Source organism: Cognatundibacterium luofuense (assembly GCF_018139685.1).
Taxonomy (GTDB): domain Bacteria; phylum Pseudomonadota; class Gammaproteobacteria; order Burkholderiales; family Burkholderiaceae_D; genus Undibacterium; species Undibacterium luofuense.
In genome coordinates this window covers 219,010-232,459 of sequence record NZ_JAGSPN010000003.1, presented here as the reverse complement: position 1 = coordinate 232,459, position 13,450 = coordinate 219,010, and the positions used below count along the sequence as shown (strand labels likewise).

The following is a 13,450-nucleotide window of genomic DNA, read 5'->3' as shown; positions in this document are numbered from 1 at the left end:
ATCATTCCTGTGACGCCCTCCGGCCTCAGACCGGAGGGGTGGCCGGTCAGAAGTTGTAAGTCAGACGTGCATTAAATGCGCGGCCAATCGGGCTTGCTGCACTGCTCAGATAACCAAAGGTGTAAGCGTTATGGTTGGTCACAGGCGGTTTTGCATCCAGCAGATTAGTAATACCGGCAGAAATCGTCGTGTTTTTGAAACCACGATAGCTGACAGTCCAGTTCCACACTGCATAAGATTCGATGTCGCGGAAATACTGTGCCGCCACCAGATTCTGATCGTGATATCCGGTGTTAAAGTTTTGCGTCAGCTGTGAACCCCAGTCGCCGCGATTCCAGGATAAAGTCAGCGTATGCTTCCAGCGGAAAGTAATAATCGGCATGCTGGATGTTGTACCGTTGCTGGCAGCGCCAAAACGTCCTACGTTTGGAATATACGGACCATCCGGCTCCAGCTGATTATCGAACTGAGTCAGATACGTACCATCCAGTTGTGCCTTAAAGTTACCCAGTGCAGTCTTTGGAAATGCATACGATAAAGACACATCAATACCGCTGGCTTTTTGCCCACCCAGATTCATCGTGACGTTTTTAAGATAAGCCAGAGAACCATCCGGATTACGTACAAAATAACTGGCGTATTTTTCCGGATTCAGGAAGTACACCTGTTCCGGCAGATTCGCCAGCATATCTTTCATTTCGATGTGCCAATAATCTGCAGACATCATCAGATCTTTAACGGGTTCCACCACCAGACCGAGTGTGTAGCCTTTGGATTTTTCCGGTTGCAGATCTGCATTACTACCGGTTTGTTTTGGCAATGTCGTATTACATACTGTCGATGCCACAAGACCCGGCAACGCTTTACCAGTGCCTGCTACACCGGGGGTGCCGCCCGGACACTGAACCGGATCATCCCATTTTGCGGACGTGGTGGTGGTTGCACCCGGTAAGCGATATCCGTAACGGTCGAAAAGTGTTGGCGCACGGAAGCCGGTATTTGCAGAGCCACGGAACATCACTGCTTTCGTCGGCTGATAACGGAAGCTGAATTTCGGATTAATCGTGTTCCCGAAATCACTGAAATGATCGTCACGTACCGCCACGTTCAGGTTCAGGGTTTTCGTTACCGGCAATTCCAATTCTGCATACGCTGCCATCACATTACGTGATGACTTCGCATATGACGGCGATGCATTCGCGTAAGTAACGATGGATGTGATATCTGTCTTCTGATCTTCGTTCGTATCACGATGTACATCTGCGCCAATCGCCAGCATGGCCGGGCCGCCTGACAGAGACATCAGCTCACGTGAGCCTGTCAGATCCAGGCCGGTAAATGTACTGACCGAATGACGGTTCATTGCACCGTCAACAGAAATGCTCGCCAGATATTCTTTACCGGCTGCATCCTGTAAGCCGAAAGGATTCAGCTTGCCGTTCGCCAGACCTGCCAGTAAGCCGGGGCCGCTGACATAGCCGGAGTCATAATAATTTTCACGCAGGCTGTGGCCATAAACAAAGCCGAGTTTGTAATCCCAGCCACCCAGACGCCCTTCATCATTTACAGCAATCCGCTGGTTGACCTGCTTATCTTTGGTTGTCGCTTCGCCGAGATCCGCGACACTCCATGTCACAGTCAGCGGTTCGCCCTTCAGACCAGCCACTGCAGGCACACCGCCACTGCCGCCCGGATACCATTTACTGGTTGACGGTAATTGTGCAGTCACACCGTTTGCAGCCAGACTGGTACTCGGGTTTTTTGTCCCCAGAATATATTCCTGACCACGCATGTAATCGACGGTCAGCGTGTGATCTTCATTAAAGCGTTTTGTGAAGCGGGTATAAAAAGTCAGCTGCTCATTGGCATACAGCGCCGTACCGTAATAATTGGCATTCAGAATACAGGTATTTTTCGCGCCCTGAATTGAGTACGGTGCGGCACAGCCCTGCGCGTAATAAGGGTTCTGAGCTGTTTTGTTAGTAGCGGTAGTAAAGTTGGCTGGCATTGCATAACCGCCGCTGCCCAGCGTCGGCGCACGGCCGATACTGGTCAGTAATTCCGGTGTACTCAGTTCAGCACGATCCGATGCCAGCAAGCGGCTGCGGCGGTGTCCGTCAACCGTCGCGTACCAGTTCCAGCCATCATTTTCCAGATTACCGAAACCCACTGTAGAGCTGAAGCGCTGCTCGTCTGCGCCGCCGTTTTTCTGCGGCTGCACCATTTGTGCGGAAATGGTTTTCCCTTCGAATGAACGCTTGGTGATGAAGTTAACCACACCGCCAATTGCATCCGAACCATAAATGGAAGATGCGCCGTCCCGCAGAATTTCAACGCGGGCAATTGCACTCATCGGTATCACATCCAGATTGGCATACCCGTCAGCGATTGCTTCATTCGCCATACGACGACCATTCAGCAACACCAGTGTACGGTTGACACCGAGGCCGCGCAGATTGATATTGGTGCCGGAACCGGCATTGGATGGTGCCAGCGATGCTGATTCCGGCAATGCCATCATCAGATCAGCCAGTGTGGTCATGCCACGTTTTTCCAGCTCTTCACCAGTGACCATCGTAACCGGCAGAGAAGCTTCTGCTGCCACCCGGCGAATCGATGAACCGGTAACTTCGACACGTTGTGTTTCTTGTGCATGAACCTCTGCTGCGAGTGTTAAAACAGCGAGGCTGATACTGGTTAACACAAACCGTTTGCGGTTTGCTGTTTTGCTTTTCATTGCGATGTCTCCTCAAACTCCTGTTTTCATCAACGACGTTACCGTGTCTTCGACATCTGGTAACGAATCCGGAGCACCTCGCGTACTCCTTGCCACTGCGACGAAGATGGGCGCACGAAGCCCCACCGGGGTCTCAGCCGGTCGAAAAAAGGTCTGATTCTTTAGTTTTTTCTTACGCTGGCAAATGTGTCTTTGCCTTATTGATTTGTCTCCGGGCGGTGGATTTCTGCTGAATCCTTATCCGCGCGAGAAGGTTCTGGTTACCCGCTCCAGATGGGCACGCATCGCTTTTCGCGCTGCCGCCGGATCATGGGATGCAATAGCTTCCAGAATATTTCTGTGATCTGTCAGTGTCTGCTGACGTAATTCTTCGGTCTGAAAATGCTCCTTTAATTTATGCCATAAACGACCGCGCTGATCCCACAGATATCCCACCACGCCCACATAAGCACTGTTTCCGGTAGCTTTTGCAATGGACAGATGAAAATTCCGGTCTGCGCTTTCATTACTGGCGTAATTCGCATGATGCTTCTCCATCTCAAGTACTGCCTTCAGAATCTCATCAATCGCCGAATCGGTTGCCACGCGGGCAGCAATCGCTGCGATTTCCGCTTCAATCAGCCGGCGTGCTGATAAGACTTCAAAAGGCCCCGGGCCGGATTCCGGTAATGCAGTATCCGGCTCGGGTTGCTGACTGACATACACACCCGAACCACCCCGTACTTCAACAACGCCGCCAAGTTCAAGTGCAATCAGGGCTTCACGTAATGAAGCGCGGGACACATTCAGTTTGGTTGCGAGATCGCGCTCGGAAGGAAGTCTCTCCCCCGGTTGAATCACTTCCGACGCAATCAGCGCCTGAATTTTGTCTGCAACAACTCTGTACAGACGCGGCTCATGGATTGCTGCGTCAGCTTGTCCCACCTGATTTTTCTTATTCATCTTGACGATCCTGTTCAAACGAAAGGCCAGTCAGTTTTTATTCGGTCAGGCCATTCTAAAGTGGTCTGACCAAAACATCAATCTGGACTAGCCAAAATTTTTTCGAAGTGGCATACTCGCCACACAATCTGTAATTTCTGATTATACCCAGACACTGCAAACCGACCTAGAATTTGTTGGTAAATCATTGAATTTTAAGCGTTAATTTGAATAATCCGTCGATATTCCGGTACAAAAAACTGCTTAACCACATTGTGTTTTCATGATTTACTGGTCAGTCCAATTTACATGCGGACAGACCAAAAACTCTGCGTCTTCTGTTGTAATCCGGCGAAATCAGTACAGCCAGCGCCAACTCAGAGAGGATTTTTCATGTCACAGGCAACCGGACCAGTTCCCCTGTATATCAAAATGCACGATAACGATAATGTCGCGATTGTGGCAAACGATGGTGGCCTGCCCGCCGGCACGGTGTTTCCCTGCGGGCTGACACTGACCGGACAAGTACCGCAAGGACACAAGATTGCCCTTAGCGATATGCAGGCTGGCGATGTCATACGCCGCTATAACGTGGTGATTGGCTATGCAATGGAAGCTGTGCAGCGCGGTCAATGGTTACATGAAGGCTTAATCCGCATGCCGGATGCACGCACACTTGATGATTTACCGAAGTCCAGCCGCGTACCGCAAGCCTTACCACCACTGGATGGTTATACCTTTCTTGGCTTCCGCAATCCGGATGGTTCGGTCGGAACACGTAACATTCTGGCGATTACCACGACAGTGCAATGTGTTTCCGGTGTCGTGGAATTTGCGGTACAACGCATCAAATCGGAATTACTGCCGTCCTATCCGAATGTCGATGATGTCATCGGACTGGAGCACACCTATGGTTGCGGTGTTGCGATTGACGCGCCGGGCGCGGATATTCCTATCCGCACGATTCGTAATCTGGCAAAAAATCCGAATTTTGGCGGCGAAGTGATGGTTGTCAGCCTGGGTTGCGAAAAACTGCAACCGGCACGCCTGTTCCCGGCCGGCAGCATTCCCCTGCGTACACAGGAAGAAGTGCCGGTGGTGTGCCTGCAGGATGCGGCGCATACCGGATTTGAATCGATGATTGCATCAATCATGACGCAGGCGAAAGCCCATCTGGAGCGGCTGAACAGTCGTCAGCGCGAAGTCTGCCCTGCGTCGGAACTGGTTGTCGGCGTACAGTGCGGCGGCAGCGATGCGTTTTCCGGCGTCACTGCCAATCCGGCGGTGGGTTTCGCCACGGACTTGTTGGTACGCGCCGGAGCCAGCGTCATGTTTTCTGAAGTCACTGAAGTACGGGATGGTATCGATCAGCTGACTTCGCGTGCGGTAACGCCGGAAGTAGCGGATGCGATGATCCGCGAAATGCAATGGTATGACGATTATCTGAAACGCGGTGGCGCTGACCGCAGTGCGAATACCACGCCGGGCAATAAAAAAGGCGGTCTGTCGAATATCGTTGAGAAAGCCATGGGTTCGATTGTGAAATCCGGCTCCTCGCCGATTTCCGGTGTATTGTCTCCCGGCGAAAAGCTGCAACAGCGCGGCCTGATTTATGCGGCAACACCAGCCAGTGACTTTATCTGTGGCACGCTTCAGGTTGCCGCCGGTATGAACCTGCATATTTTCACTACCGGACGCGGTACACCGTATGGTCTGGCACCGGTACCAGTGATTAAAGTCGCTACCCGCGAAGATCTGGCACGTCGCTGGCATGATCTGATGGATGTGAATGCGGGCAAAATCGCAACAGGCGAAGCCAGCATCGAAGAACTGGGCTGGGAATTATTCCATCTGATGCTGGAAGTGGCGAGCGGCAAAAAAACCTGGGCAGAACACTGGAAACTGCAGAATGCTCTGGTGCTGTTTAACCCTGCGCCTATCACCTGAGATTACCCACGCATTTTCCGGCGCTGCAGCGCCTGCTTTTACAAAACTGATCAAGAGACAAGGAATAACATGACTACGCAAACAGCTGCTAAACCGTTTCGCCGTATATTACTGACCGGTGCTGCCGGCGGCCTCGGCAAAATCCTGCGCGAACGCCTGAAAGCATGGACTGACACACTGGTCGTCAGCGACCTTTCTGATCTGGGCCCTGCGCAGGCCGGTGAAGAAGTCGTGCAATGCGATCTGGCTGACAAAGCAGCCGTACTGGCAATGGTGAAAGATGTTGAACTGATTCTGCATTTCGGCGGCATTTCGGTCGAAGCCAGCTTCGAAGACATCTTGCGCGCCAACATTCAGGGCACTTACAACATTTACGAAGCAGCACATAAACATGGCGTAAAGCGCGTGATTTTTGCGAGCTCCAACCATACGATCGGCTATTACAAAACCACCGATCAGCTGACCGCCAGCATGCCGCCGCGCCCGGATGGTATGTACGGTGTCAGCAAGTGTTTCGGTGAAAGCCTGTCGCGTTACTACTACGACCGTACCGGCCTCGAAACCGTGTGTGTCCGTATCGGCTCTGCCTTCCCTGCACCGGCAAACCGCCGCATGCTGACGACCTATCTGAGCTACGACGATTTATTTGAATTACTGCGTTGCGCAGCGATGACACCGCGTGTCGGCCACACCATCGTCTTCGGCGCATCGGACAACCGTGAAAAATGGTGGGATAACCGCGAAGCGGCGCATCTGGGCTTCCGCCCGAAAGACAGTTCAGAACCCTTCGTGCATTTATTCCCGGACAGCGGAAATTATCCGGCAGCAGATGATGTCACCACGATGTATCAGGGTGGCGGCTTCATTCTGACCGGACCTCAGTACAAAGACTGAGCCAAAACCAGACTCAGCAAAAGCCGGTATCAGAAGCAGAAACCGAAGCAGCACGGAACCGCGGGCGCCACCGCCGGTTTCGTGCAGTGGCTGGCGGGAAGGACAGAGTGCCTCCCGCGGCCGCTGAAAACATCAAAAACACCTCCCAAACACCCCAAATGCGGATTTCAGCATGGCGATCTGGCGGTCGTCGGCAGAAAGTCCGGGTCTCCGTAAATCACAAAAGACGATTTCTGCACATTATGTGGTGCCGTCGGGCCCGGTTCTGACACGGTGTACCAGCAACCAGTACGCCAGACCTATCGAAGAAGTAATCCAAACCGGTAACAGCATCGCATCGAAGCGAAACGCCATAAAGCCACGCGCCCCGGCAATCCCGCCCACCAGAAAGCCGGTGATCAGGGTGATGTACAAAATGACTTTACGGCGATCCGGCACCTGACCACGCAACCATAAACCGAGCGAAACACCGAGATCGGTGAAAATACCGGATACATGCGTCGTACGTACCACAGCACCGCTGTAGGTACTGGTCATCGCATTCTGCAAGCCGCAGGCAGCGGAAGCAAAATAGTGACCATAAGGGGAATTGTGATTCAGAAAATACCAGGCAGCGAGCAGCATCAGGACACAAAACAGTAATGCTACGCTGTAATTACGCCCCAGTTGTAATGCGGTATTGCCTATCATCACACCGCTGAGCGCAGCACCGGCGACGAAGCTCAGCATCACGAAACTCAGATGCAATGCATCATTCCATTGAAGATTAGCCAGTTCCAGCGACAGGAAGGTGGACGTACCGGTCAGGTGCGATACCGCCTGATGTTTAAATCCCAGTAAAGCGATCGCATTAATGACACCGGCATTCAGCGCCAGAAAAAAACCGCCGATTTCTACCCATTTAGGCAAACGATTGATCACACTGCATCTCCTGCTTCAACAACCAGTTTTTATTGTAAGCCCTGAAGCAGTCGGATTGCCATCCGTGCAGTAGCCGCTGAACAGTTTTTATCAGCGCAAGGGCAACCAGTCGGCTGATTGCGGCAATACTGCGGCATCCGGCAGATTTGCCAGCACCGCATCGTAAGTCGCATGGGTGCGTAATGCATCGCAAATCACCGCAACGGGTCTGGCATACACGCCGGGAAAATCCAGTTCCTGCGGCGGACGAATTACAAATGCCAGTTGCTCTTGCGGCGGACAAAACTGAGCATTCACGCCGGGCTTGTTACCCCGTGCATCCACGCGATACCAGCCAGCATCCGGCAAATACAAAGCATTCAGGCCATGCAGGCAATACGGTTCCCCGTGATCACCCACCGTCAGTCGCTGATAACATAAGCCGGCAGGAATGCCGTTGGCACGCAGCAAAGCCGCCAGCAAATGGCTCTTGGCATAACAGTAGCCCGTACCATGTGCCAGCACATCCGAAGCACGCAGCGTGACAGGATTACGTTTGAAATCAGAACTGTGCTGTATATGGTCACGCACAAATTCAAAGCAGCGCTGCGCTGTCTCCATTACGCCATCTGCACCCAGCGCCAGCTGCTGTGCTTTGGCAAGCACCGCCGGATGGTCAGCATCGATGATGTCGCAAGCTTGTAAAAAAGCGGCAGGAACCGGAATATTTTTCATTATGAATTTTGATCTTTGTTTTGCTGACGCTTTCTGCGCTGACGCCATTGACTGATCATCAACCAGACAACAGCCAGTAATCCAACCCACGGCAGCATATAGGCAATTGCGGTAATCGTGGCAGCCAGTGCGCTGGAAAAATTTGAACCGAATGCATGCAAAGCTTGCTTAACACTGGATTGCTGATGTCCGGCGCCTTCCACCGACATGGAAATCGTCAGCAACTCTGTCTGTACGCGCTGCACCATACCGGACTGGCTGCCTTCCAGTGTTTCGATATCATTTTGTACTTCAGCCAGTTCCTTACTGACTTTCATCAGCGTCTCAACGTCTTTACCGGTTTGCTTGCGCAGTTCCTCTAACTGATTCCGGTAATCGCGCAACATCTGTATTTTTTTTGCGTTGTCAGCCAAAGGACGCGATAAATCCTCTGCGTGACTGTTCTGAGAAACAATGACTGCTTGCTGCGACAAGCCTTTCACGATCTTTTGCACGCTCTCAGGCTTCGCTCTCAGTTTCACAGTCGCGGACGGAAAATCACCGGTACGGATGCTGGAACCCAACTCTGTACATCCGTTATCAGGCTCCGCCAGACAGACTGCTTTCACACTGTTAAAGACTTTTGGCAATGCTTCTTCACTGACATTCAGGTTCAGTTCGTGCTCATAGGCCAGCGTTTTATTTGCAGAAGCAGGCTTGCTGAGAGAAATTTCTGCAGCAGCAACCGATGCCGCATTCAAGTCAGCAGCTTCTTCCTTTTTGCCACAGGCACTCAGAACTACTGTCGCCAGTACCAGTGCTGATGTTAATTTCCTGAATTTCATCATCTTCTTTTTTTATTCAGTTTGAAGGTAAAAACGGAGCGACTTTCTTTTGCAGCAGAGCCACTAACTCTGGCTGCATATAGTCGTAATCATCCGGGATGCCGAGGCAAATGACGCGCTTGCCATTCAGATAGCGTTGAAACTTTTGTGACAGTTTGCGCTTATGAACATTTTCCATCACAAAAATGACTGTTGCCCACGCAATTTGCTCCGGCGCCAGCGGGACTTCGGCATCCGCGCCGATACCGGCGGAATCCGTTTCCACACCGGGCCAGCTGGCAAAAATGTGTTCTGCAGTCGGGCTGCGGAGTTTGTTGTGAGTACAGATAAACAGTGCGCGCATCAGGTTTTCAGCTTGCCGGTATACAACAGACATGCAATTTTCATCACAAAAAAAACAGACTGTACCATTCACTCCCGATGGCGCACACTTTTTTCCGAAAATTTCGTCTGCAACAACATTCCCCCTCCCGTCGTCAGATAGCGTAGGTATGTACGAAAGCAAACTGGTCTGCTTCTTGCATCTGCCATTCAAGTATCGACCTACACTGGATTGCAAATGGCAAAGTCTGTGGCAATGCATGCCGAATCATTACGGATCGTGGTGGTAAACACGGCCGGTGTGCTGCCGCCGGAAGATCCTGAAACCGATGCAGCACAGAAAAACCGCTCCGCCACCTTGCGCATCGGCCTGCTGCAGGCGGGTTACGACATCATTGCTTCTTTGCCGGGTGATATGTTCCTGATCGACCGTATCCGCCAGCTGGAACCGGACATGATCATTATTGATGCAGAGTCCGATGCACGTGATGTGCTGGAGCATCTGGTGATTATGTCGCAGCAGGCACCACGGCCTATCGTCCTGTTTACTGACGATGACGAGCCCAGCCATATGCGCAAAGCGATGGAAGCCGGTGTCTCTGCTTATGTGGTGGCAGGCTTGCAGAGCGAACGCATTAAACCGGTGCTGGAAGTAGCGATGGCCAGATTTCAGGTAGATCAGCAAGTCCGTCAGGAACTTGCTGATACCCGCAGCAGACTGGCGGAACGTAAATACATCGAAAAAGCCAAGGGATTCTTAATGCAGCGCTTTTCCTTTTCGGAAGAGGAAGCGTACCAGCGCCTGCGCAAACAAGCGATGGAAAAAAACCTGCGCATAGGCGAACTGGCGCAGCGGATTCTGGATGCGGCAGATCTGATAGGCTGAACTTTTTTGGTGCGGCGCACCAAAATATTGCTCAATTTTTGAGCATCACGATCTGCCACCCGTTTTTTCGCCTTACTTCACTGCGCTTTCCGGCTGGCACACTGTTTGCATAACAGTGTATGTACCAACGAAGGTGCGCCCTGTGAACCGGCTAACGGCGGCTGTTCACATCAGACAAAGGTGTCTCTTCATTCTGCGTTGCGGAATGAACAGACGCCTTTTTGCTTTTCTGAATCTTAATCACGAAGGAGCTGCGATGAGTGAAGTCAATCTGAAGTCCGCGTCAGCAACCGGCACACTGTCACAGACCTGCGATCTGCCACGCCGGAAATGGATACAAGGAGCGAGTGCAATGCTGGGAGCAGGAATACTGGGGCAAGCCCCCCACGTCTGGGCGGCGGGCAGCGACAAGCCCGAAAAAGAAGAAGTCCGGGTTGGTTTTATTCCGCTGACCGATTGCGCCTCCGTCGTGATGGCCTCCGTGCTCGGCTTCGACAAAAAATACGGTATCAAAATCATTCCGACCAAAGAATCATCGTGGGCCAGTGTGCGCGACAAACTGGTGAATGGCGAACTGGATGCCGCCCATGTGCTGTATGGCCTGATTTACGGCGTGCAGCAAGGTATAGGCGGCCAGAAAAAGGATATGAATGTCCTCATGACGCTGAACCATAACGGTCAGGCCATCACTTTGTCGAAAGCCTTAGCGGATAAAGGCGCGGTCAACGGTGCTTCGCTGGCGAAACTGATGCAGACAGATAAACGTGAATATACGTTTGCACAAACCTTCCCCACCGGCACCCACGCAATGTGGCTGTATTTCTGGCTGGCACAACATGGCATCCATCCGCTGAAAGACGCCAAAGTGATTACCGTGCCGCCACCGCAAATGGTGGCCAATATGCGGGTCGGCAATATGGATGGTTTCTGCGTCGGTGAGCCGTGGAATCATCGTGCAATTGTTGACCGCATCGGAATCACGGCGGCCACCACGCAGGAAATCTGGAAAGACCATCCGGAAAAGGTGCTCGGCACCACTGCAGAATTCAGTAATAAGTATCCGAACACCGCCAGAGCGCTGATCGCTGCGGTACTGGAAGCCAGCCGCTGGATTGATGCATCGCTGTCGAACAAAAACAAAATGGCCGAAGTGATTGCCGATAAGGCGTATGTGAATACTTCCGTTGACGTAATTAATCAGCGGATTCTGGGCCGTTATCAGAATGGTTTAGGAAAAACCTGGGACGACCCTGATCACATGAAATTCTTCAATGACGGCGCGGTGAATTTCCCTTACCTGTCGGACGGCATGTGGTTCATGACCCAGCATAAACGCTGGGGCTTGCTGAAAGCGGATCCGGATTATCTGGCTGTCGCTAAAGCAGTCAACAGGATTGATCTGTACAAAGATGGTGCTGCGAAAGCCGGTGTCAGCGTGCCGAAGGAGCTGATGCGCAGCAGCAAGCTGGCAGATGGTACGGTCTGGGATGGTAAAAATCCGGCGGTCTATGCAGCTTCATTCAAGATCAGAGCCTGAGGTCACGATCATGAGCAAATCACTTCCCGCCGCCATGAACGCGAAGGCTGACCAGCAAACCGCCACGAAAAAAACATCCGCAGCCCGCACTGTTTTGCAGCAGCAATGGCAGGCATTTTCTGTACGCCGCCTGCTGCTGCAACTGATTCCGCCGGCTGCCGGTCTGGCTTTGCTGGTTTTAATCTGGCAAATCATTTCATTTAAAAACAGCAGTATTCCGAGTCCTGAACAAACCTGGACCGAAGCACGCATTGTATTCAGTGATCCGTTTTACCAGCATGGCCCGAATGATCAGGGCATAGGCTGGAATATTCTGGCTTCGCTGAAACGGGTGGCGCTGGGCTTCGGACTGGCAGCGCTGGTGGGTATTCCTCTGGGTTTTCTGACCGGGCGCTCTGCCTTCGCACACCGCATGCTGCAACCGCTGATCAGTCTGCTGAAACCGGTGTCGCCACTGGCATGGTTGCCGATTGGTTTGCTGATTTTCAAATCTGCGAATCCGGCAGCGATCTGGTCAATCTTCATCTGTTCAATCTGGCCGCTGATTATTAATACCGCGACCGGTGTGCAGCGCGTACCGCAGGATTATCTGAATGTGGCGCGGGTACTGAATCTGAGCGAATGGAAAATTCTGACCAAAATTCTGATTCCCGCAGTGTTACCGCATTTATTAACCGGTGTGCGGCTGGCGATCGGCACGGCGTGGCTGGTAATTGTGGCGGCAGAAATGCTGACCGGCGGTGTCGGTATCGGTTTCTGGGTCTGGGATGAATGGAACAACCTGAATGTAAGCCATATCCTGATTGCGATTTTTGTTATCGGCGGTGTTGGTTTGCTGCTGGAACAAATGCTGGTGACGCTGGCAAAAATCGTGACTTACGAAGATACAGGAGCCTGAAATGTCTGAACTGAGATCTGAACTGAATCTGCATCCGCACGACAAAAAATATATCGACATTGAGCAGGTGGAAATGGTTTTTCACAGCAAGGGAAAAGCTTTCCATGCGCTGAAAGATATCAATCTGCAGATACATCGCGGTGAATTTGTGTCACTGATCGGCCATTCCGGCTGCGGCAAATCCACCTTGCTGAATCTGATTGCCGGACTGACGACGCCCAGCAGCGGCAATGTGCTGTGTGCGCAGCGCGAAGTACGCGGGCCGGGGCCGGAACGGGCGGTGGTGTTTCAAAATCATTCGCTGCTGCCATGGCTGACCTGCTTTGAAAATGTGTATCTCGGTGTGGAGCGCGTGTTTGCACGCAAAGAGTCCGCACACAAACTGCGTGACCGCACCGAAGCGGCACTGGCACTGGTGGGTTTGTCACACGCAGCAAAAAAACGTCCGAATGAAATTTCCGGTGGCATGAAGCAAAGGGTCGGTATTGCCCGTGCGCTGGCAATGCAACCGCAAGTCTTACTGATGGATGAACCTTTCGGCGCACTGGATGCGCTGACCCGCGCCCATTTGCAGGATGAATTGCTGAAAATCGTGGCGCAGACAAAATCCACTGTGGTGATGGTGACGCATGATGTTGATGAAGCCGTACTGTTATCCGACCGCATCGTGATGCTGACCAACGGCCCTGCTGCAACGATAGGTGAAGTGCTGGAAGTGCCTCTGCCGCATCCGCGTGACCGCGTTGCGCTGGCACAGGACAGCGAATATCAGCGTTGCCGCAGCGCGGTTCTGGAATTCCTGTATCACCGCCAGCAACATCCGGCCACACAGGCTGCCTGAGTCACGGAG

Annotated in this window: 12 protein-coding genes; 6 read left to right on the top strand and 6 right to left on the bottom strand. The window is 52.3% G+C overall.

Going from position 1 to position 13,450, the window contains the following annotated elements:
* Positions 1-46: 46 nt before the first annotated feature.
* Positions 47-2,737: a TonB-dependent receptor plug domain-containing protein gene (locus KDM89_RS06375; protein ID WP_212687100.1), complete on the bottom strand. Its 2,691-nt coding sequence runs from the start codon at positions 2,735-2,737 to the stop codon at positions 47-49.
* Between the two features lie 237 nt (positions 2,738-2,974).
* Complete coding sequence (locus KDM89_RS06370; protein ID WP_212687099.1) at positions 2,975-3,679, bottom strand: FadR/GntR family transcriptional regulator; 705 nt, start codon at positions 3,677-3,679, stop codon at positions 2,975-2,977.
* Positions 3,680-4,051: 372 nt separating this feature from the next.
* Here KDM89_RS06370 and garD point away from each other — a divergent pair, with 372 nt between their 5' ends.
* Complete coding sequence (gene garD, locus KDM89_RS06365) at positions 4,052-5,605, top strand: galactarate dehydratase (protein WP_212687098.1); 1,554 nt, start codon at positions 4,052-4,054, stop codon at positions 5,603-5,605.
* 69 nt (positions 5,606-5,674) lie between these two features.
* The gene (locus KDM89_RS06360) at positions 5,675-6,499 is read left to right on the top strand and encodes an NAD-dependent epimerase/dehydratase family protein (protein WP_212687097.1); all 825 of its coding nucleotides are present in this window, start codon (positions 5,675-5,677) and stop codon (positions 6,497-6,499) included.
* Between the two features lie 240 nt (positions 6,500-6,739).
* On the opposite strand, the gene KDM89_RS06355 is transcribed toward KDM89_RS06360, so the two are convergent.
* The 4 genes from KDM89_RS06355 to KDM89_RS06340 form a co-directional block, all read right to left on the bottom strand.
* Positions 6,740-7,420, bottom strand: a complete 681-nt coding sequence (locus KDM89_RS06355; RefSeq protein ID WP_212687096.1) for a YoaK family protein — start codon at positions 7,418-7,420, stop codon at positions 6,740-6,742.
* 90 nt (positions 7,421-7,510) lie between these two features.
* Positions 7,511-8,134, bottom strand: coding sequence for a transglutaminase-like domain-containing protein (locus tag KDM89_RS06350; protein ID WP_212687095.1), 624 nt, complete (start codon positions 8,132-8,134; stop codon positions 7,511-7,513).
* Positions 8,134-8,961 (bottom strand): DUF4349 domain-containing protein, encoded by an 828-nt coding sequence (locus tag KDM89_RS06345; protein WP_212687094.1) that lies wholly within the window; start codon positions 8,959-8,961, stop codon positions 8,134-8,136. The genes KDM89_RS06350 and KDM89_RS06345 overlap by 1 nt, the downstream gene beginning before the upstream one ends.
* A 13-nt stretch (positions 8,962-8,974) precedes the next feature.
* A complete protein-coding gene (locus tag KDM89_RS06340; RefSeq protein ID WP_212687198.1) occupies positions 8,975-9,301 on the bottom strand; it encodes a low molecular weight protein tyrosine phosphatase family protein in 327 nt (108 codons plus the stop codon).
* A gap of 216 nt (positions 9,302-9,517) precedes the next feature.
* Between KDM89_RS06340 and KDM89_RS06335 the strand changes: the two genes are divergently transcribed.
* The 4 genes from KDM89_RS06335 (at position 9,518) to KDM89_RS06320 (ending at position 13,441) form a co-directional block, all read left to right on the top strand.
* Positions 9,518-10,165, top strand: a complete 648-nt coding sequence (locus tag KDM89_RS06335) for an ANTAR domain-containing response regulator (RefSeq protein WP_230427700.1) — start codon at positions 9,518-9,520, stop codon at positions 10,163-10,165.
* Between the two features lie 256 nt (positions 10,166-10,421).
* The gene (locus tag KDM89_RS06330) at positions 10,422-11,702 is read left to right on the top strand and encodes a CmpA/NrtA family ABC transporter substrate-binding protein (RefSeq protein ID WP_212687093.1); all 1,281 of its coding nucleotides are present in this window, start codon (positions 10,422-10,424) and stop codon (positions 11,700-11,702) included.
* Between the two features lie 10 nt (positions 11,703-11,712).
* On the top strand, positions 11,713-12,600 hold the full coding sequence (gene ntrB, locus KDM89_RS06325; RefSeq protein ID WP_212687092.1) for a nitrate ABC transporter permease: 888 nt from the start codon (positions 11,713-11,715) through the stop codon (positions 12,598-12,600).
* Between the two features lies 1 nt (position 12,601).
* Positions 12,602-13,441, top strand: a complete 840-nt coding sequence (locus KDM89_RS06320; RefSeq protein WP_230427699.1) for an ABC transporter ATP-binding protein — start codon at positions 12,602-12,604, stop codon at positions 13,439-13,441.
* The last annotated feature ends 9 nt before the right edge of the window (positions 13,442-13,450 follow it).

What these genes read in the sequence shown, in the direction of transcription:
- KDM89_RS06375 (WP_212687100.1), bottom strand. Translation starts at nt 2,737, where the DNA reads ATGAAAAGCAAAACAGCAAACCGCAAACGGTTTGTGTTAACCAGTATC.
- KDM89_RS06370 (WP_212687099.1), bottom strand. Translation starts at nt 3,679, where the DNA reads ATGAATAAGAAAAATCAGGTGGGACAAGCTGACGCAGCAATCCATGAG.
- garD (WP_212687098.1), top strand. Translation starts at nt 4,052, where the DNA reads ATGTCACAGGCAACCGGACCAGTTCCCCTGTATATCAAAATGCACGAT.
- KDM89_RS06360 (WP_212687097.1), top strand. Translation starts at nt 5,675, where the DNA reads ATGACTACGCAAACAGCTGCTAAACCGTTTCGCCGTATATTACTGACC.
- KDM89_RS06350 (WP_212687095.1), bottom strand. Translation starts at nt 8,134, where the DNA reads ATGAAAAATATTCCGGTTCCTGCCGCTTTTTTACAAGCTTGCGACATC.
- KDM89_RS06345 (WP_212687094.1), bottom strand. Translation starts at nt 8,961, where the DNA reads ATGATGAAATTCAGGAAATTAACATCAGCACTGGTACTGGCGACAGTA.
- KDM89_RS06340 (WP_212687198.1), bottom strand. Translation starts at nt 9,301, where the DNA reads ATGCGCGCACTGTTTATCTGTACTCACAACAAACTCCGCAGCCCGACT.
- KDM89_RS06335 (WP_230427700.1), top strand. Translation starts at nt 9,518, where the DNA reads ATGGCAAAGTCTGTGGCAATGCATGCCGAATCATTACGGATCGTGGTG.
- KDM89_RS06330 (WP_212687093.1), top strand. Translation starts at nt 10,422, where the DNA reads ATGAGTGAAGTCAATCTGAAGTCCGCGTCAGCAACCGGCACACTGTCA.
- ntrB (WP_212687092.1), top strand. Translation starts at nt 11,713, where the DNA reads ATGAGCAAATCACTTCCCGCCGCCATGAACGCGAAGGCTGACCAGCAA.
- KDM89_RS06320 (WP_230427699.1), top strand. Translation starts at nt 12,602, where the DNA reads ATGTCTGAACTGAGATCTGAACTGAATCTGCATCCGCACGACAAAAAA.